We start from the raw sequence: 26,998 nt of genomic DNA, 5'->3' as shown, positions 1-26,998 counted from the left end.
AATGGCGGGGCTTTCCATCCCACATCAGTCGGGCCAACCCACATCCCTCGCAGCTGCCGTGCTGACCGACGAGAACCGCCTGCTCGTGGTGGCCATCGGGGTCGTCGCGCTGGCAGCGCTCGTGGTCGCGGGAGCCCTGGTGCGCCAGGTACTCGCGGCCGGCGAGGGCACCGACAACATGAAGAAGATCGCCGCGGCGGTCCAGGAGGGTGCCAACGCCTATCTGACCCGTCAGCTGCGCACGCTCGGCGTATTCGCTGTCGCCGTGTTCTTCCTGCTCATGCTGCTGCCCGCGGACGACTGGAATCAGCGTGCCGGACGGTCGGTGTTCTTCTTGATCGGAGCGGCGTTCTCGGCAGCCACCGGCTATATCGGTATGTGGCTCGCCGTACGCACCAATGTGCGGGTCGCGGCGGCGGCGCGCGAAGCCACTCCGGCCGAGGGTGAGCCGGAAAAGGATCTCACCGCCGTTTCGCACCAAGCGATGAAGATCGCTTTTCGTACGGGTGGCGTCGTCGGCATGTTCACCGTGGGCCTCGGCCTGCTGGGCGCCTCCTGCGTGGTGCTGGTGTACGCGGCCGACGCGCCGAAGGTGCTCGAGGGGTTCGGTCTCGGGGCCGCGCTGATCGCGATGTTCATGCGGGTCGGCGGTGGCATCTTCACCAAGGCCGCCGACGTGGGCGCCGACCTGGTCGGCAAGGTCGAGCAGGGCATTCCGGAGGACGATCCGCGCAATGCCGCGACCATCGCCGACAACGTGGGCGACAACGTCGGCGACTGCGCGGGCATGGCGGCCGACCTCTTCGAGTCGTACGCCGTGACGCTGGTGGCCGCGCTGATCCTGGGCTCGGCCGCGTTCGGTGACGCCGGGCTGGCGTTCCCGCTCCTCGTTCCGGCGATCGGTGTCCTCACCGCCATGATCGGCATCTTCGCCGTGGCACCGAGGCGCACCGACCGCAGCGGCATGAGCGCGATCAACCGGGGCTTCTTCATCTCCGCGGTGATCTCGCTCATCCTGGTCGCGATCGCCGTGTTCGTCTATCTGCCGTCGTCGTATGCCGGTCTCGACGGCGTCACCGACACGGCGATCCTGGGCAGGAGCGGCGATCCGCGGATCCTCGCACTCGTCGCGGTGGGCATCGGTATCGTGCTCGCGGCCCTGATCCAGCAGCTCACGGGCTACTTCACGGAGACGACCCGGCGTCCCGTGCGGGACATCGGCAAGACATCGCTCACCGGCCCGGCCACCGTCATCCTCTCCGGTGTCTCCCTCGGTCTCGAATCCGCCGTGTACACCGCCCTGTTGATCGGTCTCGGCGTGTACGGGGCGTTCCTGCTCGGTGGTGCTTCGATCATGCTGGCGCTGTTCGCGGTGGCGCTGGCCGGCACGGGACTGCTCACCACGGTCGGTGTGATCGTCGCGATGGACACCTTCGGCCCGGTCTCCGACAACGCTCAGGGCATCGCCGAGATGTCCGGCGATGTGGAGGGCGCGGGTGCCCAGGTGCTCACCGACCTGGACGCGGTCGGCAACACCACCAAGGCCATCACCAAGGGCATCGCGATCGCCACGGCGGTACTGGCGGCGGCCGCGCTGTTCGGCTCGTACCGGGACGCCATCACCACCGGCGCGCGGGACGTGGGTGAACAACTCAGTGGTGAGGGCGCACCGCTGAGCCTGATGATGGACATCTCCCAGCCCAACAACCTGGTCGGTCTGATCGCGGGCGCGGCGGTCGTCTTCCTCTTCTCGGGGCTGGCGATCAACGCGGTGTCGCGGTCGGCGGGTTCGGTGGTCTACGAGGTGCGGCGGCAGTTCCGCGAGAAGCCCGGGATCATGGATTACACGGAGAAACCGGAGTACGGCAAGGTCGTCGACATCTGCACCAGGGATGCCCTGCGCGAACTCGCCACGCCCGGACTGCTCGCCGTGACGGCGCCCATCTTCATCGGGTTCACGCTCGGCGTCGGCCCCCTGGGCGCCTTCCTCGCGGGCGCGATCGGCGCGGGCACCCTGATGGCGGTATTCCTCGCCAACTCCGGTGGAGCCTGGGACAACGCCAAGAAACTCGTCGAGGACGGCCACCACGGCGGCAAGGGCAGCGAAGCCCATGCGGCCACCGTCATCGGCGACACCGTCGGCGACCCCTTCAAGGACACCGCGGGACCCGCGATCAACCCCTTGCTGAAGGTGATGAACCTGGTGGCGCTGCTCATCGCGCCCGCGGTCATCCAGTTCTCCTACGGCGCCGACAAGAACATCGGGATGCGGGTGCTCATCGCGGTCCTTTCACTGCTCGTGATCGTCGGCGCGGTGTACGTGTCCAAGCGGCGCGGGATCGCCATGGACGACGATGACGACGACCCCGAACCGGAGCCCAAGTCGGTTGATCCGGCGGTGGTTTCCTAGGAGCGGAGCGCGAACACCAAGTCAGGCTGGTGGCGGGCGGCGCGTGCTGACGTGCCGTCCGCCCTCAGCACGGTCTCCGTGCCTCTTCCGTGAGCCTTCTCTCGCTTGGTTCAAATGGCTTCAAAAGTGTCTTAACGGACGTTCGACGGGTGGATGTAGTCCATCTGGCGTGTATGTTCCGGGGCCGAGAGCCATGGAAGGGACCAATCCGGTGAACAAGAAGCTCGCGGTCGCACTGTCCGGCGGTGCGGTACTGGTACTGGCGCTGACGGGATGCGGCGGCGACGACAGCGACGAGAAGCTCGACGCCTGGGCGAAGGAGGTCTGCGACTCGGTGCAGCCGCAGGCCGCGAAGATCAAGTCGGCCAACGCCGCTATCCAGAAGGAGACCTCGGACAACAGCACGCCGGAAGAGGTCCAGAAGGCCGACTCGAAGGCCTTCCAGGACATGTCCGACGCCTACAAGGCGATCGGTTCCGCCGTGAACAAGGCCGGCCCGCCGGACGTCGAGAACGGCGAGAAGAAGCAGACGGACGCGGTCAAGGAGCTCAACGGCATCTCCGCGTCGTACGCCTCGCTGAAGAAGCAGGTCGACGGCCTCGACACCGATGACCAGGCCGAGTTCGCCGACGGTCTGAAGGACATCGCCGCCGAGCTGGACAAGCTGAGCAAGAGCGGCAACAACGCTCTCAGCGCCCTGGAAGAGGGCGAGGTCGGCGAGGCGATGTCCCGGCAGCCCAGCTGCCAGACGGCCACCGCGTCGGCGGGGGCCACCAAGAGCTGACGCCACGGCAGAGGTCGCAGCGCCCCGCGGATGGGCCGCGGGGCGCGCCGGGCGGGGGCGGCGGCCACAATGGAGGGCGTGAGTGACGCCAGCCTGCCGCCCCTGCCCTCGTCCGACCGTCCCGAAGCCGCCGCCCGGCTGCGGGACGCACTGCTCGGAGCCTCCTTCACCGCCGACGGACTGCTCGAACTGCTCGGCGCTCCCGCTTATGCGGCGCTGGCCCGCAGCGAGACCGTGCCCGCCCTCCGGGCCACCCGCGGGGACACCCCGCTGGAGACGCTCGTACGGCTGTTCCTGCTCCAGCAGCCCGCACCGTACGCGCGGGTGGCGGGCGTACTGCCCGTCGACGCCTGTCTGGAGAGCGGGTGGCTGACGCGCGCCGGAACGGACGCGCTCACCGCGACCGTGGACGTACGGCCGTACGGCGGGCCGGACGGTGAGGACTGGTTCATCGTGTCCGACCTCGGATGCGCGGTCGGGGGCGCCGGCGGCATCGGCAGCCGGGACGAAGGCGTGGTGCTCGGCGTCGGCGGGGCCTCCATGACCCTGGCCGGCATCACCGTCCGTACGCCCGTGGCCTCCGCGCTCGATCTCGGCACCGGCTCCGGAATCCAAGCGCTGCACGCCGCGCGGCACGCCACGCGCGTGACCGCCACCGACGTGAACCCGCGCGCGCTGCACATCGCCGCGCTCACCCTGGCGCTGTCCGGCGCCCCGGCCGTCGACCTGCGCGAGGGATCGCTGTTCACACCGGTTCGCGGCGACGAGACGTACGACCTGATCGTGTCCAACCCGCCCTTCGTCATCTCGCCGGGGGCGCGGCTCACCTACCGCGACGGCGGGATGGGCGGGGACGATCTGTGCCGCACGCTCGTTCAGGAGGCGGGGGAACGGCTGAACCAGGGCGGGTTCGCGCAGTTCCTCGCCAACTGGCAGCACGTCGAAGGGGAGGACTGGCAGGACAGGCTCAGGTCATGGGTGCCCCGCGGGTGCGACGCCTGGATCGTGCAGCGCGAGGTGCAGGACATCACCCAGTACACCGAACTGTGGCTGCGGGACGCGGGTGACCACCGCGGGGACGAGACCGAGTACCGGGCGCGCTATGACGCATGGCTGGACGAGTTCGAGGCGCGCAAGGTGAAGGCGGTCGGCTTCGGCTGGATCACCCTGCGCAAGTCGGGCGCCGCCGTGCCGTCCGTCACGGTGGAGGAGTGGCCGCACCCGGTGGAGCAGCCGCTCGGCGAGACGGTCCGGGCGCACTTCGACCGGCTCGACCATCTGCGTGCGCACGACGACGCGGCGCTTCTCGAAGCGTGCTTCGAGCTGGCCGCGGAGGTCGTGCAGGAGCAGGTGGGGCTGCCCGGCGCCGAGGACCCGGAGCATGTCGTCCTGCGGCAGAACCGCGGGATGCGCCGGGCCACCAGGGTGGACACGATCGGCGCGGGCTTCGCGGGCGTGTGCGACGGCACGATGAGCGCGGGCCGGATCCTGGACGCCATCGCCCAGCTTCTCGGCGAGGACCCCGTGCTGCTGCGCGACCGTACGCCGGCTCAGATCCGGCTGCTGGTGGAGCAGGGCTTCCTGGAGCCGGCCGACTGAGTCGGGCTTCCTGGAGCCGGGCCGAGCCGAGCCGAGCCGGCCGGGCGGGCGGGCGCCCGGCCGGCCGGCGGGTCCCAGACGTCACATCGCTGTCCTGAGTCACATCCTTCACGCCGGTACCGAGGGCCAGCCCACCCCTTTCACATCGATCCGGAAATTTTCGGTGAGGGGTTCCCGGGGCACTTTCCGGCCCGTTCGCTCCTGGCCGTAGCCCGCGCGTTCACCTCCGGTTCGTCTGCGCGCCGCCCGGGGGTGGCAGCGTCATCTCCGGGCCGGTGCCGGCGGACGGGAAAGAAGGGCACGAGCGATCATGGAGAGCGGACCGGCGATCTTCGCGGGAATGGTGTTCTGCCTGTTCGGGGCCGCATTGCTGGCCTGGACCGTGACCTGCGCACGGCAGCACCGTCCGGTCGCGCACGGTGTGAGCCCCGTCGCATCGGTCACCGTCGCCGCAGTCGTCGCGGTGACCGCTCTGACCCTCGGCGCATGGTGCTTCACCCGCCTGTGAGGGGTTCGGCGCCCTGGCCGCTCCCGGTAACCGGTAGGCGGCGCTCCGCATGAGTACGGGCGCGGTCTGGACACTCCGGGCGGCAGGAACGGCGGTAGTCGGGTTACCGTTCGAGTGGCCGTTGCGGGCTTTTCCCGTTTGACACGGGGGCGGGATGTACCGTCACACTCCGCAGCGTCACCATGACCCGACCCCGGGGAGACCGCCTGGGGAGGCCCCAGCGTCGACCGGAGAGAAGAGCGAAGTTGTCCCCGACCAGCGAGACCGCGAACGGCGGCCGCCGACTCGTTATCGTCGAGTCGCCTGCCAAGGCGAAGACGATCAAGGGTTATCTCGGCCCTGGCTACATCGTCGAGGCGAGCGTCGGGCACATTCGTGACCTTCCCAACGGCGCCGCGGAGGTGCCCGAGAAGTACACCGGCGAAGTCCGCCGCCTCGGTGTGGACGTCGACCACGACTTCCAGCCGATCTATGTGGTCAACGCGGACAAGCGTGCCCAGGTCAAGAAGCTCAAGGACCTGCTGAAGGAGTCCGACGAACTCTTCCTCGCCACCGATGAGGACCGCGAGGGCGAGGCCATCGCCTGGCACCTGCAGGAAGTGCTCAAGCCGAAGATCCCGGTCAAGCGGATGGTCTTCCATGAGATCACCAAGGACGCGATCCGCGCGGCCGTGGCCAACCCGCGCGAGCTCAACCAGAAGCTGGTCGACGCCCAGGAGACCCGCCGCATCCTCGACCGTCTCTACGGTTACGAGGTCTCGCCGGTCCTGTGGAAGAAGGTCATGCCCCGGCTGTCCGCCGGCCGTGTCCAGTCCGTCGCCACCCGGCTCGTGGTGGAGCGGGAACGCGATCGCATGGCTTTCCGTTCCGCCGAGTACTGGGACCTGACGGGCACCTTCGCGACCGGCCGCGCGGGTGACCAGTCGGACCCTTCGTCGCTGGTCGCCCGGCTGCAGACCGTCGACGGGCGGCGGGTCGCGCAGGGCCGTGACTTCGACTCCCTGGGACAACTGAAGAGCGCGAACACCCTCCACCTCGACGAGGCGAACGCCCGCGCGCTCGCCGCCGCTGTGGAGAACACGCGGTTCGCCGTGCGTTCCGTCGAGTCCAAGCCGTACCGCCGCTCGCCGTACGCCCCGTTCCGTACGACGACGCTGCAGCAGGAGGCGAGCCGCAAGCTCGGCTTCGGTGCGAAGGCCACCATGCAGATCGCGCAGAAGCTGTACGAGAACGGCTACATCACCTACATGCGTACGGACTCGACGACCCTGAGCGAGACGGCGATCGCCGCCGCCCGTGCCCAGGTCACGCAGCTGTACGGCGCCGACTACCTGCCCCCGCAGCCGCGCACCTACGCGGGCAAGGTCAAGAACGCGCAGGAGGCGCACGAGGCGATCCGTCCTTCGGGGGACCGCTTCCGTACGCCCGCCGAGGCCGGGCTGACCGGCGATCAGTTCAAGCTGTACGAGCTGATCTGGAAGCGGACCGTCGCCTCGCAGATGAAGGACGCCACCGGCAACTCCGTCACTGTGAAGATCGGCGGCACGGCGGCCGACGGCCGGGACGTCGAGTTCAGCGCGTCCGGCAAGACGATCACGTTCCACGGGTTCCTGAAGGCGTACGTCGAGGGCGCGGACGACCCGAACGCCGAACTCGACGACCGTGAGCGCCGACTGCCGCAGGTCGGTGAGGGCGACGCCCTGACCGCCGAGGAGATCACGGTCGACGGGCATGCCACCAAGCCCCCGGCCCGTTACACCGAGGCGTCGCTGGTCAAGGAGCTGGAAGAGCGCGAGATCGGCCGCCCGTCGACGTACGCGTCGATCATCGGCACGATCCTCGACCGCGGCTATGTCTTCAAGAAGGGCACGGCCCTGGTGCCGTCCTTCCTCTCCTTCGCCGTGGTCAACCTGCTGGAGAAGCACTTCGGCCGGCTCGTCGACTACGACTTCACGGCCCGGATGGAGGACGACCTCGACCGCATCGCGCGGGGTGAGGCGCGTGCCGTGCCGTGGCTGAAGCGGTTCTACTTCGGCGAAACCGTGCCCGACAGCGGCTTCGCCGCGGGGGACAACGGCGGCGCCGCCGAGGCGGGCAACGGCGACGGGGACCACCTCGGCGGTCTCAAGGAACTGGTGACCGACCTGGGCGCGATCGACGCGCGCGAGGTGTCGTCGTTCCCCGTGGGTGACGGCATCGTGCTGCGGGTCGGGCGCTACGGCCCGTACGTCGAGCGCGGAGAGAAGGACACCGAGGAGCACCAGCGCGCGGACATCCCGGACGACATGGCACCCGACGAGCTGACCGTCGAGCTCGCCGAGGAACTGCTCGCCAAGCCGAGCGGCGACTTCGAGCTGGGCACCGACCCGGCGACCGGGCACGCGATCGTCGCCAAGGACGGCCGCTACGGTCCGTACGTCACGGAGATCCTGCCCGAGGGCACGCCGAGGACCGGCAAGAACGCGGTCAAGCCGCGCACCGCCTCCCTCTTCAAGACGATGTCCCTGGACACGGTGACCCTCGACGAGGCGCTGAAGCTGATGTCGCTGCCGCGGGTGGTCGGCGAGGACGCCGAGGGCCAGGAGATCACCGCCCAGAACGGCCGTTACGGGCCGTATCTGAAGAAGGGCACCGACTCGCGGTCGCTGCAGGCCGAGGAGCAGCTGTTCACGATCACGCTGGAGGAGGCGCTGGCGATCTACGCGCAGCCCAAGCAGCGTGGCCGGGCGGCGGCCAAGCCGCCGCTGAAGGAGCTGGGCACCGACCCGGTCAGCGAGAAGCCGGTCGTGGTGAAGGACGGCCGCTTCGGACCGTACGTCACCGACGGGGAGACCAACGCGACGCTGCGCTCCGGCGACAGCGTCGAGGAGATCACCCCGGAGCGCGGTTTCGAGCTGCTCGCCGAGAAGCGGGCGAAGGGGCCTGCCAAGAAGACCGCGAAGAAGGCCGTCAAGAAGACCGCGGCCAAGAAGGCACCGGCCAAGAAGGCGACGGCCGCCAAGAAGACCGCGGCGAAGACCACGACCGCGAAGAAGACGACGGCGAAGAAGACAGCCGCAAGGAAGGCGACCGCGTCGAACGGCGCGGAGGACTGACCTCTTCTCCGGCACCGCCGGGCGATCTTCGCCCGGCGTTCGGAATGCGAACGCCTCGGCAACACTTTGGTGTCGGGGTGTGTGCATGTCAGGCGCGTCGTGCCGGGCTGTCGGCGTGGGCCGATAGGCTGAACGCATGACGCGAGCCGAGCAGCCAACGGCCCCTCAACCGGCCCCCGACGACGCCCTGGTCGCGGACTCACGCGAGCGTGCCGTCCGCGCCCTGCTGCGCCGACCTCAGCTGAAACGGCTGTGGAGCGCGCAACTGGTGGGTGGGGTCGGTGATGTCCTCGCCCTTCTGGTGCTGATCCTCCTGACTCTTCAGGCGGCCGTCGCCGAACAGTCGTTCGGTGGTGGCTACCGGGGTGCGGCATTCGCAGTGGCGACCGTTTTCGGGGTGCGCATCCTCGCGACGCTGCTGTTCGGCGCCGTACTTCTCGGCCCGCTCACCTCGCTCACCTCGCAGGACGGGCCGCTGGACCGCCGCTGGACCATGGTCGGCGCCGACGGCCTGCGGGCCGCTCTGCTCATCGTGGCGCCCCTGTGGATCGACTGGACATCCGAGAACGCGCCGGCGGTTCTGCTCGTCACCGTCTTCGTGACCGGAGTCGCCGAGCGCTTCTGGACGGTGTGCCGCGAGAGCGCCGCGCCCGCCCTGCTGCCCGCCCCGCCACCGGAGGGCGCGACCGTCCGGCCGCTGCCCGACCACATGGAGGCACTGCGGCGCCTGTCGCTGCGTACGAGTTTCGTGGCGATACCGCTCGCGGGCGTCGCGCTCGTCCTCGCGGCCCTCCTCAACAACCTGCTGGGCACGGGCATCGAGTGGTTCGGCGAACACCAGGCCGCCCTCGCCTCGTATGTCGCGGCCGGTCTGTTCGCCGCCTCGCTGTCCGTCGTCACCTTCCTGGAACTGCCCGGCACGCGCACCCCGCGCGCGCGGTCGCCGCTGGAGGGTCTGCGGCGTCCGAAGAGCGCCGGCGGCTCCGACAAGGGCCGCACCGGTGCGATGCCGCTGCTGGTACTCGCGTCCGCGTCCGTCGCCGCCGCGGTGTCGGCCGCCGTCGCCGTGTCGGTGCTGCACGCCAAGGACCTCGGCGGCGGCCCCGTGCTCTTCGGCCTGCTGGTGGGCGCGCTGACCGGCGGTGTCGTCATCGGGATCCGTACGGCACCCGCCCTGCTCCCGGCCCTGTCGCGGCGCCGGCTGCTCGCGCTCGCCCTCGCCTCCACCGGTGTCGCACTGCTGGCCGCCGGGCTCGTGCCGGACGTGACCAGCGTGCTGCTGATCATGGGGCTGGCCGGCACCGGTGCGGGCATCGCCGCCAACACCGGGCACACCCTGCTCGATCAGGAGGCCGAGGACCGGCGCAGGGTCCGCACGACCGAGCATCTGCACGCGGTGGTACGGGTCCTGGTGGCGCTCGGCGCGGTGACCGCCCCGCTCGTCGCCGCGGCCGTCGGACCGCACCGGCTGGAGAACGGCCGGTTCGTCTTCGCGCACGGCGGTGCCGCGTTCACGCTGATGCTGGTCGGCGCGCTGCTGCTGCCGCTGGCCGCGCTGGTACTCGCCAAGGCCGACGACCGTTCCGGGGTGCCGCTCCGTCAGGACCTGCGCGACGCGCTGCTCGGCGGCGACGACCCCGAGCAGACGCCCGCCACCGCCGGCTTCTTCATCGCGCTGGAGGGCGGCGACGGGGCCGGCAAGTCCACCCAGGCCGAGGCCCTCGCCGACTGGGTCCGGGCCAAGGGCCACGAGGTGGTCCTCACCCGTGAACCCGGCGCGACCCCCGTCGGCAAGCGACTGCGGTCGATCCTGCTGGACGTCTCCAGCGCCGGTCTCTCGCACCGCGCGGAGGCACTGCTGTACGCCGCCGACCGCGCGGAGCACATCGACACCGTCGTACGGCCCGCCCTGGAGCGCGGCGCGGTCGTCATCTCCGACCGGTACATCGACTCCTCCGTCGCCTACCAGGGCGCCGGACGCGATCTGTCGCCGACGGAGATCGCCCGCATCAACCGCTGGGCGACCGCCGGCCTGGTCCCGCACCTGACGGTGCTTCTGGACGTGGCGCCGGAGGCCGCGCGGGAACGCTTCACCGAGGCGCCGGACCGGCTGGAGTCGGAGCCCGCCGAGTTCCACGCGCGCGTGCGGTCCGGTTTCCTCACGCTCGCCGCCGCCGACCCCGGCCGCTACCTGGTGGTCGACGCCGGTCAGGAACCGGAGTCGGTCACCACGGTGATCCGGCACCGGCTCGACCAGGTGCTGCCGCTGTCCGAGGCCGAGATCCGGGCCCGCGAGGAAGCCCGTCGCAAGGCCGAGGAGGAGGCCCGCCGCAAGGCGGAGGAGGAAGCGGCCCGCAAGGCCGAGGAGGAGCGCCTGGAGCGTGAGCGCCAGGAGCAGCTGGCGCGGCTGCGCGCCGAGGAGGAGGAGCGCAAGCAGCGCGAGCTGGAGGAGGCGCAGCGGCGCGAGGCCGAACGGCAGGCGGAGGAGGCGCAGCGGCGCGCCGAGGAAGCACGCCGGCGTGCCGAGGAGGAGCGGCAGCGGCTGCTCGCCGAGGAGAAGGCGCGCGCCGAGGAGGAGGCCCGCCGCAAGGCCGAGGAGGAGCGCCGCCGCAGGCAGGCCGAGGAAGAGGAGCGGCTGCGTGCCGAGGCCGAGGCACTGCGCCTGGAGAAGCAGCGCAAGGCCGAGGAGGCGCTGCTGCGCGCGGAGGAGGCCCGGCGGTTGGCCGAGCAGGCGGCGGCCGCGGCGGAGGCGGGCCCGAAGGCGACGCGGGGCCCCGGTGCCTCGCGGTCCTCCGGCCCTGAGACGTCCGGGCCGCGGGCCGGTGAAGCGGTGACCGTACCGACGCCGATGGTGACGCCGACGAACGCGTCGGGTGGCCCGGTGGACGAGACGGCCGTGCTGCCGCGGGTGCCGGACGAGGACGCCGGGCAGCGGTCCGGCCGTTCCGGGGTGTCCGACGCCGAGGTGACGACCGAGCTTCCGAAGCCACAGGTTCCGCCGGGCGCCACGGACGAGACGGCGGTGCTGCCTGCCGTACCCCCGGGCGCCGCGGACGAGACCGCGGTGCTGCCTCCGGTGCGCGGCGACGAGCAGGGGCCCGCGGACCGGGTCCGGCCCGGCTCCTCCCGGGACGAACGCCCGGAGAGCGGATCCGATGGCTCCGACGGCCCGGCGGACCGTACGCGCGAGCTGCCGCAGGTCGACCCCGAGCGCGCCCCGCGCCGACGCCGCAAGCGCTCCGACTGGGCCGAGGAGACCCCGCTGGACGACCTGCCGAGCCTGGCCGACGAACTGCTGGGCCCGCACGACGAGGAGCACGGCGACGACGACGGCCGGGGCGGCCGGGGACGCCGGCGCTGAGCGGCCACCGATCCCGGGCGGGTACGGCCGTTGTCAGTGCCCGCCCGCACAATGGATCGTGCGGGCAACCCGCAGGCAGGCCGTGACGGACGCGAAGGAAGGGCAGGCTGACCCATGACCGTGTGGGACGACCTCGTCGGGCAGGCGCGGGTGAGCGAGCAGCTCGCTGCCGCCGCCCGCGACGCCGACGCGCTCGTCACCGCCGCCTCGGCCGACGCGCCTCCGCCCGAGGCGTCGAAGATGACGCACGCCTGGCTGTTCACCGGCCCGCCCGGCGCGGGACGCAACCAGGCGGCGCGTGCCTTCGCCGCCGCGCTGCAGTGCGTCAGTCCCGACCGCGCTCTCGGCGGGGTCCCCGGCTGTGGCTTCTGCGACGGCTGCCACACCGCGCTGGTCGGCACCCACGCCGACGTCAGCTCGATCGCCGCCGTTGGCGCCCAGATCCTCGTCGAAGCCATGCGCGACACCGTCCGCAAGTCCTTCACCGCCCCGGCGAACGGCCGCTGGCAGGTGATCCTCGTCGAGGACGCCGAGCGCCTGAACGAGAAGTCCGCCAACGCCGTCCTCAAGGCCGTCGAGGAACCCGCCCCCCGCACGGTCTGGCTGCTGTGCGCGCCCTCCGTCGAGGACGTCCTGCCGACGATCCGCTCCCGCTGCCGCCACCTCAACCTGAGTACGCCGTCGGTGGCCGCCGTCGCCGACATGCTCGTACGGCGTGAGGGCATCGAGCCGGACGTCGCCGCCGCCGTCGCCCGCGCCACCCAGGGCCACGTCGACCGGGCCCGCCGCCTGGCCACCGACCCCGCCGCCCGCGCCCGCCGGGCCGCCGTGCTGAAACTGCCCCTGCGCGTCGAGGACATCGGCGGTGCGCTGAGGGCCGCCCAGGAACTCGTCGACGCCGCCGCCGAGGACGCCAGGCAGCTCGCCGAGGAGACGGACGGCAAGGAGACCGAGGAGCTGAAGGCGGCGCTCGGCGCGGCGCAGGGCGGACGCCTGCCGCGTGGCACGGCGGGCGTGGTCAAGGACCTCGAGGACATGCAGAAGCGCCGCAGAACGCGCACCCAGCGCGACAGCCTCGACGTCGCGCTGACCGACCTGACCAGCTTCTACCGCGACGTCCTCGCCCTCCAGTTCGGCTCCCGCACCGCCATCGCCAACGCGGACGCCGGGGACGCGCTGGAGCGCCTGGCCCGCGGCAGTTCCCCGGAGTCCACCCTCCGCCGTATCGAGGCGGTCGCGGCATGCGGCGAGGCACTGGACCGCAATGTGGCCCCGCTGCTCGCGGTGGAGGCGATGACGATGGCCCTCAGATCGGGCTGACGGGAGCCCGTCCCACCGCTCCGTCGCGTCGGCACGGCAACTCGTACGAGGCACGGCGTGCGCGCAGAGCACTCAATCCGTTGCACACGGTTACGCTCGCAGCATGTACACAAGGCGCACCCATCGCAGGCCCCGTGCCGGAGCCGCCCTGTTCGCCGCCGCCGCGCTGCTGATCTCGGGCTGTTCCTCCGGGAGTACGACGAGTACGGCGAGCTCGGCGGCCGAGGGGGAGGCGGCGGCAGCCCTCACCCCCCTGCCCCGCTCCACGCCCGCGGCGCTCACGCGGTACTACGAACAGAAACCGGCCTGGCGCGACTGCGGCGTCCCCGACTTCCAGTGCGCCACACTGAAGGCCCCGCTCGACTACGCCGAACCGACCACCGGTGACGTCCGCCTCGCCGTCGCCCGCAAGAAGGCCACGGGCCCGGGGAAGCGGCTGGGCTCACTGCTGGTCAACCCCGGCGGCCCGGGCGGCTCGGCCATCGGCTACCTCCAGTCCTACGCCGGAATCGGCTACCCGGCCGATGTGCGCGCCCGCTACGACATGGTGGCCGTGGACCCGCGCGGCGTCGCCCGCAGTGAGCCCGTCGAGTGCCTGGACGGACCGGAGATGGACGCGTACACGCGGACGGACATCACACCGGACGACGCGAAGGAGACCGACACCCTGGTCGCGTCGTACGAGAAGTTCGCCGAGGGCTGCGGGGCGGACGCGCCGAAACTGCTGCGCCACGTGTCCACCGCCGAGGCGGCACGGGACATGGACATCGTGCGGGCCGCGCTGGGCGACGAGAAGCTGAACTACGTCGGCGCCTCGTACGGCACGTTCCTCGGGGCGACGTACGCCGGACTGTTCCCGGACCGTGTGGGCCGTCTCGTCCTGGACGGCGCGATGGACCCCTCGCTGCCCGCGCGGCGGCTCAACCTCGAACAGACGGAGGGCTTCGACACGGCGTTCACCGCCTTCGCCGAGGACTGCGTCCGGCAGAGCGACTGTCCTCTCGGCGACGCGGGCACCAGCCCCGGGCAGGCGGGCAAGAACCTGAAGGCCTTCTTCGACGAGCTCGACACCCGTCCCGTCCCCACCGGGGACGCCGACGGCCGCAGGCTCACCGAGTCGCTCGCGACGATCGGCGTGATCGCCGCCATGTACGACGAGGGCGCCTGGCAGCAACTGCGCGAGGCGCTGACGGCGGCCATGCGCGAGAACGACGGCGCCGGACTCCTCGTTCTCGCCGACAGCTACTACGAACGCGACGCCGACGGTGAGTACAGCAATCTGATGTTCGCCAACGCGGCCGTGAACTGCCTGGACCTCCCGCCCGCCTTCGACTCCCCGGACGAAGTGCGGCGGGCGCTCCCCGACTTCGAGAAGGCGTCGCCGGTCTTCGGCGAGGGCCTCGCATGGGCCTCGCTGAACTGCGCGTACTGGCCGGTGCAGGCCACCGGCGAGGCTCAGCGCATCGAGGCGAAGGGGGCCGCCCCGATCGTCGTGGTCGGCACCACCCGGGACCCGGCGACCCCCTACCGCTGGGCCGAGGCCCTGGCCGGTCAGCTCTCCTCGGCCCGCCTCCTCACCTACGAGGGTGACGGCCACACCGCCTACGGCCGCGGCAGCGCCTGCATCGACGCCGCGATCAACACCTACCTGCTCGAGGGCACCCCGCCCAAGGACGGAAAACGCTGCTCATAGCCGGTGGACCACCCCCGGAGGCAGCCTTCCGGCCCGCCTCCGGGGCCCGTACGAAGCACCCTCGGAAACTGTGTAGACTTACCGACGTCGCTGATCGCACCATGGTGCACACAGCACGCCGCCTTAGCTCAGATGGCCAGAGCAACGCACTCGTAATGCGTAGGTCTCGGGTTCGAATCCCGAAGGCGGCTCCATTGATCCCCAGGTCACGGGCTACGTGACCTGGGGTTTTCTGTTGCTCAGGGCATGACGGGTCCCACGGCCGGGTTGCCGTGACTTTGCCTGCGTGAGCGATGCGTGAGCGGAGCCGCCGGGGACCTACTTCTGGGACTTGCCGCGCTTGGCCTTCTTGGCGCCCTTGGCCGGGGCGTTCCCCTGGGTCTTCGGCTTGCCGCCCTTCGCCTTGCCGGCGTTCTTGGCCGCAGCCTTCTTCTCCTTCTTCGCGGCTTTGCGTGCCGCCTTCTCGGCCTCGGCCTTCCGCTGAAGGGGGACCAGCTTCGCGGTCGCCTCGGCGGCGCTCCTGCCGACCTGGGGCAGGACGCTCTGGTAGATGTCCCGGGTGATCCGGGTATCACTGTGACCGAGGGTGTCCGACACGATCTTGATGTCGATGTCGGCGGCGAGCATGAGGGTGGCAGCGCCGTGACGGAGGTCGTGCAGACGGATCGGCGGGAGTCCGGATGCGGCGACGAGACGCTTGAAGAGATCGGTCACCTTGCCCGGGTGGAGCCAGGAGCCGTCCTCCTGGGTGAAGACGTGCCCCGTCTCGACCCAGGCGGTGCCCCACTCCTTGCGGTCCGCGTCCTGCCGCTCACGGTGCCGCTTCAGGACGTCGACGGTGTCGTCGTCGAGCGCGACCACGCGATACCCGCTGTCCGTCTTGGGGTCGGACGCCTCGACCTCCCAGCCGTCCTGCACGAGTTGGGACGAGACGGTCAGGGCGTGCGTGTCGAGGTTCGTCTCCGACCACGGCTGCCCGCACGCCTCGCCACGGCGAAGGCCACGGAAGGCGATCAGGTGCCACATCGCGTACAGCCGGTCTTCGGCGACAAAGTCGAGGAACGCTCCGGTCTGCTGCGGTGTCCAGACCATCACCGGCGACGGCTTCTCGCCCGTCTGCTCCCACTTGGCGACTCGCTCGTCCGTCCACACGAGCGCCTTCGGCTTGCGTACCGGATCGATCTCGACGTGGGCGGCGGGGTTGAAGGTGATGATCTGCTGCCCGATCGCGTCGTTCAGGGCCGCGCGGAGGGTGGCCTTGACGTGCTGGCGCGTGGCGGGGCCGGTGATGCGGCGGAAGGGCGGCATTTCATCGATCGCGGTCTTCATCGCCTTCCGAAGGGCGCGATTCTCCCCGCCCTTCCACGGTATGGTCGCCAGCTCGTCGAGTGCGGCGCGCCGTTGGGCGTTGTCCTCCAGGATCTGGGCGTTCGCATCGCGGATGTCGGTGAACATCTCGCTGAGGTGGCTCACGCGGAGCCGGTCCAGGCGGCGGTTCCCGATGCGAGGCTTCAGGTGCACGCGGATGTCGGTCTCGTAGCGGTTGAGGCCGGACTTGCGTATGCGCTTGTCGGCCAGCCACCGGTCGAGCCACTCGGCCACGGTCAGGCTGCCGATGAGGTCCTGTCCGGAGTTGAGACGCCGCCTCGTCTCCTCGACCTCGGGCAGAGGCGACCGTTCGCGGCTGACCTCGGCCAGCATCTCGGCGATGAGCTCGGTGCGCTCGGGGTCGTCCGACTCGGCCAGCCCGAGGAGGGCGCGCACGTGGTCGAGGTCGGCCTGGGCGGCCTTCAGGCTGCCGTACCCGCCACGGGCGAAGGAGCGTCGACTGCCGTCCTCGCGGGGCGAGAGCTCCTGGCGTACGGAGTAGGTGCAGTGGTTCCTGCTGTTGCGCTTGGGGCAGGAGGTGCCGAGTTCCTTGCCGGTCTTCGGGTCGCGGCAGGAGCAGCGGCGGTAGGTGGAGCCCTTCAAAGATCATTCTCCTCGGTGGTCTCGGGATCGCTCCCGGATGAGTCGATCGCGGTGGCCACGTCGGGCCATAGGGATGGGGGCGTGATGCCCTCTTCCCGGATGAACGCGCGGATTCTGCGCAGGCGGCTGGCGGCGTCGTCGGCCGTCTCGGCGGCACGGGCCTGAGAGCGGAGGGCCTCGGCTTTACGGTCGGCGTTCGGGGCGGTCTCGGCGTGGTAGCGCGCGTAGTCCTCCTCGTGGCGCGCCTTCCGTAGCTGCTCCTCGGCAGCGTGATGGGCACGGAAGTAGCGGAGCATGTCGTCATCCGTGCCGAGATCGGTCTCCTCGCCGGTGAACCAGCGCAGCGCGTTCAGCGAAGTGGTGGTGTGCTGGAGCGGGAGTCGCTGCACACCATCGACGTAGCCGACGGGATAGATGAGGCAGATGGGCGAGGTGTTCAGCGCTTCGCCCAAGACGATGACGTCGACCAAGGGCAGGTTGGAGCGGCGTCCGGACTCCATGTTGGCGATGACGTTGCGTGGGATCGGGTGGCCGATCTCCTCGCACTTGTCGGCCAAGTCCTGTGCACTCCAACCCAGTTCCTTCCGTCGTCTGCGGACTTCGGCGGCCACGGTGGCCATTACCTGATCCACCCACTCCGGGACGTCATCCTCGTCGTCGACCTTCTTGGATCCAGGATCGCTACGGTGCTGTGTCATTTAGACACAGTAGCTCGCTTAGCGTTGATTCCAAGACCTGGAGACGGACGCGATGGGCGCGTTCGCCGTGGGCTCAGTCATGGATGGAGCACGCATGCGCGAGAACGAAGAGGCCGGCCGAGCGAAGGGGATGAGCCGCGAGGAGCTCCTTGAGCTCCCCGCAGCCGTTGACCTGGAGACGGGAAACCGGGCGCTGGGACTGGGCCGGAGCAAGGGGTACGAGCTGGCCAAGCGCGGCCAGTACCCGTGCAAGGTGCTCCGTCTCGGAAACGCCTACCGGGTGGTGACCGCGGACTTGTTGGCTCTGCTGGGGCTGGCAGCGTGAAGCGCCTGACGCGTAGCAGATGGTTCTGCGCTGAGCTGACACAGAAACGCTGGACTGTGGCACGGCGTGGACGTACTGTCCGTGGTCGCTCGCGGTGCCGAGAGACCTTCGAGAAGAGGGGGAGCCTCCGGCGGTGCAACGCCGGAGGCCCCGAGACTCCCCAGCAATCCCGTGAGAACCGACCCGGCGGCAGGGGTGTGCAAACCCGAAACCGCCAGACGAGGAGCCGCCCAGTGCAACCCGAGAACCCCGAGTCCTATTCCGCCCCCGTACGAGCGGCTTGGCCCGCCACAGCCATCCCCGGCCGGCCCGGAGCCCACCTGAGTCCCGCGCAGGCCGACGGCAGGGTGGACCCGAGCGACGGTACGGCCGATGACAGCGCCAACGAGGCGGACCCGGCGATCGGCCTGGAGGCCATGCCCGACGCGGAGCCGACGGTCGGCTCGAAGGCTCTGGACGAGCTGCGCTCGCAGATAGCCCGGTTCGTGATCCCGCCCTCCTCTGAGGCACTCGACGCGATCACTCTGTGGGTGGCAGCGACACATCTCCAGCCCGCGTGGCAGCACGCCCCGCGGCTGGCAGTGGTGGGGCCGGCGAAGCGCTGCGGCAAGTCGCGGTTGCTGGATGTGCTGACCGAGACGGTCCACGAGCCCATGCTCACCATTAACACCACACCGGCGGCCATCTTCCGCTCGATCCACGAGGACGAGCCGCCGACGTTGCTGGTGGACGAGGCCGACACCATCTTCGGCCCCAAGGTCGCGGAGAAGAACGAGGAGACGCGCGGCCTGCTCAACGCCGGCCATCAGCGCGGGCGGTACGTCACCCGGGTCGTCGGCAACGACCACACCCCACACAAGTTCGCCACCTTCGCGATGGCGGCCATCGCGGGAATCGGGGACCTGCCGGACACGGTCATGGACCGGTCGGTGGTCATCCGAATGCGGCGCCGGGCCGAGGGTGAGAAGGTCAAGCCCTTCCGCTCCCGCCGGGACATTCCGGCCCTGCACGAGCTGCGCGACCGCATCCACGCACTGGCCAGGCCGCTGCTGGAAGACGCCGCGAACCTGGAGCCGGACATGCCGGTCGAAGACCGCGCCGCCGACACGTGGGAGCCCTTGGTGATCGTCGCTGACCTGGCGGGTGGTCGCTGGCCCCGGCTGGCGCGGATCGCCTGCGCGCGGATGGTCGCTGCCGAGGTGGCGGCAGAAGAGGACCACCCCAGCGGGGCGCGCATCCTCGCCGACATCCGTCGGGTCTTCTTCGCCCAGAGGGAGGCAGACAGCCTCTCCACCGAGGATCTTCTGCACTACCTGAACGCGGACGCCGAAGCCCCGTGGGGAGAGCGAGGGCGCTACGGCCTGACCGCCCGCGAGCTCGGCGCGATGCTGCGCGATTACGACATCCGGCCCGGCAATGTACGCATGGCCGACCGGTCTCAGCGCAAGGGCTACATGCGCCACAAGTTCCTCGACGCGTGGCGGCGGTACTGTCCGGCCGTCCACCCAGTCGACGCCCGCCGCGGCGAGAGCTGATCCGCGGCTCCTGGTTGCCGTACTTGCCGTCCCTGCCGTGATCTCGCAGGTCAGACAGCACACCGGCAAGACGTCAGCCAGGGGCAAGACGGCAACGCAGGCGTTTCCAGGCGTGATGCCCGCCGGAGACGCCGCCGAAATCCGTCTTGCCACGTCCCAGGCGTCCATGCCGTATCGCCGCAGCTCACAGCCCTGCCTACTGGGACGGACGGTGCTGCGCAGCCGTCCCTTCAGGGGACACACCGACCCAAGCAAGGCCCGTCCCGAAGGCACCGCGTTCTTGTCCCGAGTCGGGACAAGAACGCCGCACACCTGTCCCGACTCGGGACAAGACGCCAGCACCCGCCGGGACGGCACATCAGGAGAGCTGCCGTCCCGCCCTGACCTGCACGTGCAACGGCCGAGACGGCAAAGACGCCCCACACCGCTACCCCCAGGAGCCTTCCGCTTGACCACTCCGCCCCTCACGCAAGCCCCACAGCCGCACGATGACGTCCCCAGCGAAGGGCGACCGAAAAGGAAGGCTGACGCCGAGCAGTTCGCGCTCGGCGCGGCCGGCATCGTCATCGTCGCCCTGACCGCCGGAGCGTTCTGGCTCTCCTACGCGCACCTGGCTGACGTCGCCGGCCAGCACGGGCTCGGAGCGTCGCCCATTCGCCGCTGGGCCTGGCCCGCCACCCTGGACGCGTTCATTGTCGCGGGCGAACTGCTCATGCTGCGCGCGGCACTGCGCCGTGTCACGGACCCGTGGGCGATCGCCGTGACCGCCGTCGGATCGGTCGGCTCCATAGCGCTGAACGTCGCCGGGGTCAGCGGCACGGGCAACGCACACCCTGTCCCGTTCCTCGACTACGTGGTCGCCGCCGTCCCTCCGGCCGCCGCGATGGTCGCCTTCGGCGTCCTCATGCGACAGATCCACCAGCTCGTCGCACCGTCCGACGACTCTCCGAACACCGGTTCCGTACAGACGCCGGAGCAAGCGGTCGGCGACTTCAGTCACAGCCACCTGCCAGACGCCGCTCCTGCCGGTTCACGAGCCGCCGGCGGTGATCGGACGGAACCTGCGGCACAGGTTTCGGAGGGCAAACCGAGCGGTGGCCGTCCGGCGAAGGCGACCATCGCGGAGCTGGCGGATATCGGCCGGGTCGCCGGTCGCCAGCACGGCAAACTCACGCGTGGCCTGCTCCGAGCGGCAGTGAAGGACCGGAACCTGACGATCGGCAGTGAGCGGCAGACCGAGGTGATGGAACTGCTTCGGCCGGAACTAGAAGCCGCCGGGATCGAGGTCTCCAAGCGCTGACCGCCGCCTGCTCGGGTGACCGGAACCCTTCCGGTCGCCCGAGCAGACGGCCATCCGCCCAGCCGATCTCCACACCCTGTGGACAGCACGACGACCCTGCCGGGCAGGCATCTCCGCTCCGCCTGCCGGCCGTACCTGGAGCAGCTTCCTTGACGCACGGCGAGCACCCGCCTGAAGACACCGACGCTGAGACACCTGTGTCGTGGCACTCCCCAACGCTGCTGGGACGTCTGCGGCGGGCGTTCGGACGGACGGCCCCTGGCGGAGCCAGTAGTACCCCGAGTCCGACTCAAGGCCGGTCTTCGGGGGTCTCCGCCCCGGGGGTGGCGGAGACGGCCCGGCGCCAGGGGGCGCCGGACCAGGAGGTCGGGGCCGAGGGCAGCCCCGATCCGGACACTCTGCACGCTGTCCAGCAGCAGATTCTCCGCCCCGAGTCCGCAGCCACCCCGGCGGCCGTTGAGGGAGACGTGCAGAGCGTTCAGCCGGCGATCCGTCGTTTCAGCGGCACGAAGCGGGCCCTCCGTGTCGGTCCGATGCGGTTCACCAGCGACGAGCACGTCAGGCTCCAGGAGGCCGCCGCCGAGCACGGCTACAAAGGGGAGTCCGGCTTCGCCGCCGACATCGTCCTCGCCTTCATCAGCGGCCGGTTCACGGCGAATCTGCCGCTGTCCGAGGACCGCCGCCGCACCCATATGTTCCGTGCCCAGGTGCTGCGCGAGCTCAACCGCATCGGCGTCAACGTCAACCAGATCGCCCGTGCCCTCAACAGCGACCTGACTCCGCCCGACATCCGTCACCGTCTCGGCGAGCTGGACCGCCTGCTGGAGCTGATCGCCGAGGCCCTGCGTGAACCCGACGGCACCAGGAAGGACGAGGCCGCGTGATCGCCGCCATCAAACCGGCCGGGTCCAACACCCGTGGCCTACTCGCCTACCTCTACGGCCCCGGTCGCCACGACGAGCACACCGACCCGCACATCGTCGCTAGCTTTGCCATGCTCGGCATGCCCGACCCTGGCCGCGACGAGGACGCCACCCTCACCCAGCTCGCTCGCCACCTTGACGAGCCTGTCCAGCTCCGGAACAGCGAGTTCGGCAAGAAGGTCACCGACCACGTCTGGCACTGCCCCGTCCGCGCAGCCCCCGAAGACAGTTGCCTCTCGGACACCGAGTGGGCCGAGATAGCCCAGCGGATCGTCGAAGCCGCCGGCATCGCCCCCGCCGGAGACGACCTCGGCTGCCGTTGGATCGCCGTACGCCACGCCGACGACCACATCCACATTCTCGCCACCACCGTCCGCGAAGACGGCCGCCGCCCCAGGCTCCACGACAGCGGCGTCCGCGTCGGCGACGCTTGCCGCCAGATCGAGAAGGACTACGGTCTGCGCCAGCTGAAGATGGGCGACCGAACCGCCGGACGCCGGCCCACGCAAGCCGAGAAGCACAAGGCCGAACGGCTCGGCTGGGAGCAGACCAGCCGCGACTGGCTCCAGGAGCGCATCCGCGCTGCCATTCCCCACGCCGGAAGCGCCGAGGAACTCCTCGCGTACCTTGAAGCAGACGGCATCGCGGTCAAACCCCGCCGTGGACCGTCCGGAGACCTTATCGGCTACGCCGTAGGCCGACCTGGCGACCTCAACAACGACGGTGAACAGATCTTCCACCCCGGTGGAAAGATCGCCCCCGACCTCACGCTCCCCAAACTCAGGGCCCGCCTCGAAACCACCGCGCCGGAGGAGCACCCCACCGCCCGCCGCGACCAACCGGCCACCCCCTGGCACCAGGCCACCGACGCCCTCGACACCCTCCACACCGACATGGCCGACGACACTCATGCCCAGGCCCGCATCACCGCGCTCGGCGAACTCATCGAAGCCACCGCCCAGAAAGCCCCCACCCACCTCCAGGCCGAACTCCGAGCCGCATCACGAGCTTTCGCCCGCGCCCAGCGCTCCCAGATCCGCGCCGAGAACCAGGCGGCCCACACCCTGCGCACCGCCGCCCGCGACATTGCCCACACCGCCACCGGGCCCGACGCAAGCGTCCTGGCCACCCTGCTCGCCGCCCTCGTTTGGGCTACGGTCCTCGCCGCCCACTGGCACGACGCGAAGAGCCACGCGCACCAGACCGAAGCCGCCCGCCAGGCCCTCCAGCACCTTCAGACGGCAGCCGATCAGGCACTCACGCCCGTTCTCGAAGGTCTCACCACCCGTCAACCGAGCGAGCAGGCCCGCCGGACCCTCGTCCACGACCTCCGCGCCACCATCCCCAAGCATGCCGACCGCATCCTCACAGACCCCGCCTGGCCCGCCCTTGCCACGGTCCTCGCTGACGCCGAAGCCGGCGGCCACAAACCCCACCAGCTCCTCAAGGAAGCCGCCGGGCAACGCGAACTCACCACTGCCCGCCAACCCGCCCGCGTTCTGATCACCCGCATCCAACACACCAGCCTCAACCCCGCTCCCAACCCCCGAGCGGAAGCCGCCCGCCGACGTACCACCATGCGGGTATCCGCGACTGATCCGGGATTGGAATCGACCCAGTCCGCTACGCCTCCGGTGACTGCCCGCCCCATCAAGCGTCCACGGCTGTGAGGAAGCTGGCTCAGCCACCAAGGCTGTTACGCGCACTTCCCCCTGGCAGTCACGCGTGGGCTGCTGCCGCCATCCAAATATGCGAGGTAGTCGGCTGACATGGCTCTACTGCCGGCCGTGTGTCAGAACGTCACTACGCCTCCCGCTATTAGGGAGGTCAAATATCGGAGCAGCGGTGTCCTGTCACAGCAGCTAACACAATGATGTGTCTTGGCTCTGATGGCCAGCCGCACATTTCTTGATCGCTGGCGGACACGACTCTCCGCTCCCGGCCAAGGGATCGGCGGCAACCGCTATCGGTAAGGGCGCAGTGCTCGATGTAGTGCGGAAAACTCCTTGGATGGCGTGAGGCTGGGGATCTCCATCACTTCCTGCACTCTGCGGGCGTTACTGTCCATGCAGCTTGCGCGATCGGGAGAGATCTTCCAAGTCATGCCACTGGGGTAGAAATCCTTGTCTCCGCCGGGGCTGACGAGGGCGAGGGGGCCAACACTAACGTCAGTGCCGTCTGCATCGTGCAGCTGAATCGTCACAACTCCTATCCAAGGAGCCATGCCGGCCTCCTTTGCATCGGGTCCAACAGTGATGGAGAATCGATCGTTCTCGCCGGACTTCACATCGAAGCGTACCTCTTCGTCAGTCGATTTAGTGAATGGTGGCTTCGTTGAAATGGGGATCTCGATGGAGTAGTGCGCGGCAACGCCCAGTTCCCCTCCCGTGCCCGAGCACGTTTCGAGACTTTCGGAGATTGACACATTCGCGCTCACCTTTGTGATGACTGCCGAACCGCTACCTCGATTACGGACGGCAATATCAATCTCAGAGCCGCTGAGCCCAGTCACCTCCTTCTCTGTGTCCCCTGATGTCTCAACCCCCTTTAGCTTATTGGTGAATCGGGCACTTACCGCAGTAACTTCCAGGAGCCCTCTGCGTTCAGCTTCCCTTTCCCCGGTCTGTGCTTGGCTGTCACTGCTTACGGCCTGGCTCCACGCAGGGATCAATGCGATTATGCTGAATACCAAAGCTACCGATGCGATTATCACGCCCGGTGAGCGCCATCCATCCGCTGGCGCTGGCGCTGGCGCTGGTGGCGGAGGTGGTGGCGGTGTAGGAGGATTCCCGCCCGTCGGGGGAGGCGGCGGTGGTGTAGGAGGATTCCCGCCCGGCTGCGGAGACACAGACATCACCCTTCTTATCCGGAAAATCGAAAAAACTTCAGCCGAAAAATAGATCGCCGGTAGAAACGTCGTACACCGAGATCTCCTCTCCGTCGTGGCAGTAAATCAGGTCACTGGTTAGCATCCGGACCGCACCTTTCAGCGGCGACGACCAGATGATTTCTCCGCCTGTGGTGTCAACTGCCGACACGTTGCGCCCCGCAGTGTTGGCCAGCACAAGTCCCGGAGGCCCAGGGAGCATTCCAGACGGAAACTCGACTTCTACCCGCCACTGTTCCTTGCCGGTTTCGGGGTCAAGTGCGAAAAGGGGCGCGTCGCCGTCAGTGTTAACGGGATGTGTGGCGATGAGGAAGTCGTCATGGAGTAGCATTTGCGTGTTATTTTCCGGCTCTGCAACCGGGACGGACCAGGCCGTCTTTCCTGTGTCGCCCCGCAAAGTGACGATCTCGCCTTCGGTCTGCACGTGGAGTAAGCCTCCCCCCGCGATCCAATCGCCATGAATTGGCATTGTGCGCTCCCATTGGACCTGGTTATTTGCTGTGGAGATCGTACTTACATCTCCCGGAGCCGTAACAAACAAGATAGTCCCGTCGACCTGAGGCTGTTCTACGTTACGAGCGCCGATCATATGAACTAGGTCACCCGACACTTTGACTTCCAGGTTGCTTGCCCTAGCAACCTTCCTATCCCAAATCAGTTCTCCGGTCTCACGATCCAATCCCACGGCCCCGAACGGCTCTACGCCCGTATGGGCGCAGATGACAGTTCCGCCATGTGAGACAAACCCGCGAGCTTGAGGAACTTCGGTTTGCCAAAGGATCTTGCCCGATGTCGCTGACAATCCAAATACGTGACCCTGTGTAGCGGCCAGTACAAACGCACCCGATCTTGCAATTTCTACTACCTGGTTCCCGGGGATTCGTTGACGCCACATCCGTTTTCCGTCAGCAGCGCATAGTGCTACGACCTCGCCGGTCGTGTCCCCTTCGCCCCCTCCGACCAGAATCTGCCCCTTGGCTGGGATCACCTGTGGGTAGTGCACTTGGCCTCCCGGGGCTGAGCTGTTGTCCTTGCTCAGGGCGCTGCGCCATTTGAGACGGCCGCTACGTGCTTCCCTCAGCCACGCCGTGTGGTTGCCCTCTGCCCCGAGCAGCCATGGACCAGACAAATGGAGTGAGGCCATCAAGCCTGAGAATGGCACGGGCCATACTGGCGTTCCAGACGACGGGTTCGACTGGGGCCAGGAAGGGCAGCGGTGGAGGAAGCGATACTTTCCATCTGCTTTTCTGTCGCCTGAGCAGCCAGAAGCCCCGGCGAGAACACTGGCCAACGAGACGGCCCGTACTGCGAATGACCGCCTCGTCATGTAACTGGATGCCATGGGCTGACCGTCCATCCCTGCGCTCCTCCGGGAGAATCACGGCACATGAGCCGCCGCCGGACTTGATCGTCCGTGACCAACTCAACGGCCCAAGATTTTAGGGCAAGACAACTGGCGTTGAGGGGCCAACTCGAAAGGTCAGGAGATCCTCCTACCCCTACCCGGTCGAAGTGCGCGGTGCGCGGCGAGACCATGCCCCTGGGCGCTATCAGCACCGGGGCTCCAGGGTGTGGCCCAGTTCGGAGTGTCCCAGGGCAGCGATACACACGGGTCTTGGAGTACCTTGCGTCACTTGCCCGCAAGCAGGCCACGAACTTCCTCGGCACAACCCCATGACAGCGTGACGCCAGCGCCGCCGTGCCCGTAGTTGTGCACGACTACAGAGTCGTCCTCCCGCCGGTCAGCCTCCACCCGGACGGTGGCCCGCGTGGGCCGGGCACCGATCCGGTGATCCAGAACTCGGGCTACGGCAAGACGGGGTTCCACCTCGGTACAGCGAGCGAGGATGCCGACTGCCGCCTCGTCGTCGAGGGCTAGGCCACCCTCACCGTCGATGGCCGTGCCGCCCAGGACGACGGTGTCGCCGTGTGGGTAGAAGCACAGCAGGTCCGGTGAGAGGCCGGTGTCCTCGGAAAAGAACTCGGTCAACCCTGGGTTGGTGACGACGACGTGCTGGCCGCGGATGGGCCGCAGGTCAGGGTCAGGGAGTAGATCCTTGGCACCGAGGCCCGTGCAGTTGACGATCACGGTGGCCGGGCCGGCGTCCGGGAGTGACGCCAGGCGTCGCCGCTCGACTGTTCCACCAGCGGCATCAAGCCGATGCAGGAGGTAGTTGAGGTAGGTGGGCATGTCGATCAGCGGCACGATGAACCGGTAGCCGGCCGAGAATCCGGCCGGCAGCTCTGCCAGGCCGCACGGCCGGAAGCCGGGCAGGGTGGTGGCCCAGTCCGGTGGTGCCTCGGCTGTGCGGGATGCCTCGATGCCGCTGGTGAGCCGGACGCCCGTGGCCGGATCCTCGGCCAGCCTACGGAAGATCTCCAGCGAACGGTGTCCCCACCGGTCGACCTTGTCCTTCGGTTCGACCAGGTACGGACCCCACATCGCCCCGGCCGCCAGCGAGGTGACGCCCGGAACCTCCTCGGCGATGACATGTACCGAGACGCCGGCCTCGGCGAGAAGGACGGCGGTGGTGAGCCCTGCCACCCCAGCCCCGACAACGACAACATGCTCCCCTGCGGCCATGATCC

At 69.2% G+C, this 26,998-nt stretch carries 18 protein-coding genes and 1 tRNA gene; 14 read left to right on the top strand and 5 right to left on the bottom strand.

Annotated features, from left to right (window positions below):
- The first annotated feature begins 1 nt into the window (after position 1).
- The 9 genes from ACZ5C2_RS17405 to ACZ5C2_RS17365 all read left to right on the top strand — a co-directional run bounded on the left by ACZ5C2_RS17405 (position 2) and on the right by ACZ5C2_RS17365 (position 14,964).
- Entirely contained in the window at positions 2-2,410 is a 2,409-nt protein-coding gene (locus ACZ5C2_RS17405; protein ID WP_468791269.1) for a sodium-translocating pyrophosphatase, read from the top strand.
- A 193-nt stretch (positions 2,411-2,603) separates the two neighbouring features.
- Entirely contained in the window at positions 2,604-3,194 is a 591-nt protein-coding gene (locus tag ACZ5C2_RS17400) for a small secreted protein (RefSeq protein WP_468791267.1), read from the top strand.
- Between the two features lie 69 nt (positions 3,195-3,263).
- Positions 3,264-4,793 carry a DUF7059 domain-containing protein gene (locus ACZ5C2_RS17395; protein WP_468791265.1) on the top strand — a complete coding sequence of 510 codons (1,530 nt, stop codon included), beginning with the start codon at positions 3,264-3,266 and terminating at the stop codon, positions 4,791-4,793.
- 310 nt (positions 4,794-5,103) lie between these two features.
- The gene (locus ACZ5C2_RS17390; protein ID WP_468791263.1) at positions 5,104-5,301 is read left to right on the top strand and encodes a hypothetical protein; all 198 of its coding nucleotides are present in this window, start codon (positions 5,104-5,106) and stop codon (positions 5,299-5,301) included.
- Between the two features lie 245 nt (positions 5,302-5,546).
- Positions 5,547-8,396: a type I DNA topoisomerase gene (gene topA, locus ACZ5C2_RS17385; protein ID WP_468791261.1), complete on the top strand. Its 2,850-nt coding sequence runs from the start codon at positions 5,547-5,549 to the stop codon at positions 8,394-8,396.
- Positions 8,397-8,532: 136 nt separating this feature from the next.
- Positions 8,533-11,757 (top strand): dTMP kinase, encoded by a 3,225-nt coding sequence (gene tmk, locus ACZ5C2_RS17380; RefSeq protein ID WP_468791259.1) that lies wholly within the window; start codon positions 8,533-8,535, stop codon positions 11,755-11,757.
- A gap of 114 nt (positions 11,758-11,871) precedes the next feature.
- On the top strand, positions 11,872-13,077 hold the full coding sequence (locus tag ACZ5C2_RS17375; RefSeq protein ID WP_468791257.1) for a DNA polymerase III subunit delta': 1,206 nt from the start codon (positions 11,872-11,874) through the stop codon (positions 13,075-13,077).
- A 103-nt stretch (positions 13,078-13,180) separates the two neighbouring features.
- The gene (locus tag ACZ5C2_RS17370; protein WP_468791255.1) at positions 13,181-14,770 is read left to right on the top strand and encodes an alpha/beta hydrolase; all 1,590 of its coding nucleotides are present in this window, start codon (positions 13,181-13,183) and stop codon (positions 14,768-14,770) included.
- A 117-nt stretch (positions 14,771-14,887) separates the two neighbouring features.
- Positions 14,888-14,964 (top strand) — tRNA-Thr (locus ACZ5C2_RS17365).
- A 124-nt stretch (positions 14,965-15,088) separates the two neighbouring features.
- Here ACZ5C2_RS17365 and ACZ5C2_RS17360 read toward each other — a convergent pair.
- Both ACZ5C2_RS17360 and ACZ5C2_RS17355 read right to left on the bottom strand, forming a co-directional pair.
- Entirely contained in the window at positions 15,089-16,741 is a 1,653-nt protein-coding gene (locus tag ACZ5C2_RS17360; RefSeq protein ID WP_468791253.1) for a tyrosine-type recombinase/integrase, read from the bottom strand.
- On the bottom strand, positions 16,738-17,439 hold the full coding sequence (locus tag ACZ5C2_RS17355) for a helix-turn-helix domain-containing protein (RefSeq protein WP_468791251.1): 702 nt from the start codon (positions 17,437-17,439) through the stop codon (positions 16,738-16,740). Before ACZ5C2_RS17355 ends, ACZ5C2_RS17360 begins: the two co-directional genes overlap by 4 nt.
- A gap of 94 nt (positions 17,440-17,533) precedes the next feature.
- On the opposite strand from ACZ5C2_RS17355, the gene ACZ5C2_RS17350 reads away from it, so the two are divergent.
- From ACZ5C2_RS17350 to ACZ5C2_RS17330, 5 genes are all read left to right on the top strand, one after another.
- Positions 17,534-17,764, top strand: coding sequence for a hypothetical protein (locus tag ACZ5C2_RS17350; protein ID WP_030404206.1), 231 nt, complete (start codon positions 17,534-17,536; stop codon positions 17,762-17,764).
- A 233-nt stretch (positions 17,765-17,997) separates the two neighbouring features.
- Positions 17,998-19,299 (top strand): DUF3631 domain-containing protein, encoded by a 1,302-nt coding sequence (locus ACZ5C2_RS17345; RefSeq protein WP_386902765.1) that lies wholly within the window; start codon positions 17,998-18,000, stop codon positions 19,297-19,299.
- Between the two features lie 448 nt (positions 19,300-19,747).
- Positions 19,748-20,599 carry a DUF2637 domain-containing protein gene (locus tag ACZ5C2_RS17340; protein ID WP_468791249.1) on the top strand — a complete coding sequence of 284 codons (852 nt, stop codon included), beginning with the start codon at positions 19,748-19,750 and terminating at the stop codon, positions 20,597-20,599.
- A gap of 323 nt (positions 20,600-20,922) precedes the next feature.
- Positions 20,923-21,483 (top strand): MobC family plasmid mobilization relaxosome protein, encoded by a 561-nt coding sequence (locus tag ACZ5C2_RS17335; RefSeq protein WP_468791247.1) that lies wholly within the window; start codon positions 20,923-20,925, stop codon positions 21,481-21,483.
- Positions 21,480-23,192 (top strand): relaxase/mobilization nuclease domain-containing protein, encoded by a 1,713-nt coding sequence (locus ACZ5C2_RS17330; protein ID WP_468791245.1) that lies wholly within the window; start codon positions 21,480-21,482, stop codon positions 23,190-23,192. Before ACZ5C2_RS17335 ends, ACZ5C2_RS17330 begins: the two co-directional genes overlap by 4 nt.
- A gap of 293 nt (positions 23,193-23,485) precedes the next feature.
- Here ACZ5C2_RS17330 and ACZ5C2_RS17325 read toward each other — a convergent pair whose 3' ends face one another.
- From ACZ5C2_RS17325 to ACZ5C2_RS17315, 3 genes are all read right to left on the bottom strand, one after another.
- Positions 23,486-24,235 carry a hypothetical protein gene (locus ACZ5C2_RS17325; protein WP_468791243.1) on the bottom strand — a complete coding sequence of 250 codons (750 nt, stop codon included), beginning with the start codon at positions 24,233-24,235 and terminating at the stop codon, positions 23,486-23,488.
- A 172-nt stretch (positions 24,236-24,407) separates the two neighbouring features.
- Positions 24,408-25,736 carry an outer membrane protein assembly factor BamB family protein gene (locus ACZ5C2_RS17320; RefSeq protein ID WP_468791543.1) on the bottom strand — a complete coding sequence of 443 codons (1,329 nt, stop codon included), beginning with the start codon at positions 25,734-25,736 and terminating at the stop codon, positions 24,408-24,410.
- A gap of 303 nt (positions 25,737-26,039) precedes the next feature.
- Positions 26,040-26,993 (bottom strand): FAD-dependent oxidoreductase, encoded by a 954-nt coding sequence (locus ACZ5C2_RS17315; RefSeq protein ID WP_468791241.1) that lies wholly within the window; start codon positions 26,991-26,993, stop codon positions 26,040-26,042.
- Between the last annotated feature and the right edge of the window lie 5 nt (positions 26,994-26,998).

The organism is Streptomyces sp. NPDC031365 (assembly GCF_055569765.1).
Note: the sequence above shows the minus strand (reverse complement) of the source record. Positions and strands in the feature narration are given on the sequence as shown.

Excerpts from the sequence above, each read along its gene's own strand:
- ACZ5C2_RS17405 (WP_468791269.1), top strand. The coding sequence starts at position 2 with ATGGCGGGGCTTTCCATCCCACATCAGTCGGGCCAACCCACATCCCTC.
- ACZ5C2_RS17400 (WP_468791267.1), top strand. The coding sequence starts at position 2,604 with ATGGAAGGGACCAATCCGGTGAACAAGAAGCTCGCGGTCGCACTGTCC.
- ACZ5C2_RS17395 (WP_468791265.1), top strand. The coding sequence starts at position 3,264 with ATGGAGGGCGTGAGTGACGCCAGCCTGCCGCCCCTGCCCTCGTCCGAC.
- ACZ5C2_RS17390 (WP_468791263.1), top strand. The coding sequence starts at position 5,104 with ATGGAGAGCGGACCGGCGATCTTCGCGGGAATGGTGTTCTGCCTGTTC.
- tmk (WP_468791259.1), top strand. The coding sequence starts at position 8,533 with ATGACGCGAGCCGAGCAGCCAACGGCCCCTCAACCGGCCCCCGACGAC.
- ACZ5C2_RS17375 (WP_468791257.1), top strand. The coding sequence starts at position 11,872 with ATGACCGTGTGGGACGACCTCGTCGGGCAGGCGCGGGTGAGCGAGCAG.
- ACZ5C2_RS17370 (WP_468791255.1), top strand. The coding sequence starts at position 13,181 with ATGTACACAAGGCGCACCCATCGCAGGCCCCGTGCCGGAGCCGCCCTG.
- ACZ5C2_RS17355 (WP_468791251.1), bottom strand. The coding sequence starts at position 17,439 with ATGACACAGCACCGTAGCGATCCTGGATCCAAGAAGGTCGACGACGAG.
- ACZ5C2_RS17350 (WP_030404206.1), top strand. The coding sequence starts at position 17,534 with ATGCGCGAGAACGAAGAGGCCGGCCGAGCGAAGGGGATGAGCCGCGAG.
- ACZ5C2_RS17320 (WP_468791543.1), bottom strand. The coding sequence starts at position 25,736 with ATGACGAGGCGGTCATTCGCAGTACGGGCCGTCTCGTTGGCCAGTGTT.
- ACZ5C2_RS17315 (WP_468791241.1), bottom strand. The coding sequence starts at position 26,993 with ATGGCCGCAGGGGAGCATGTTGTCGTTGTCGGGGCTGGGGTGGCAGGG.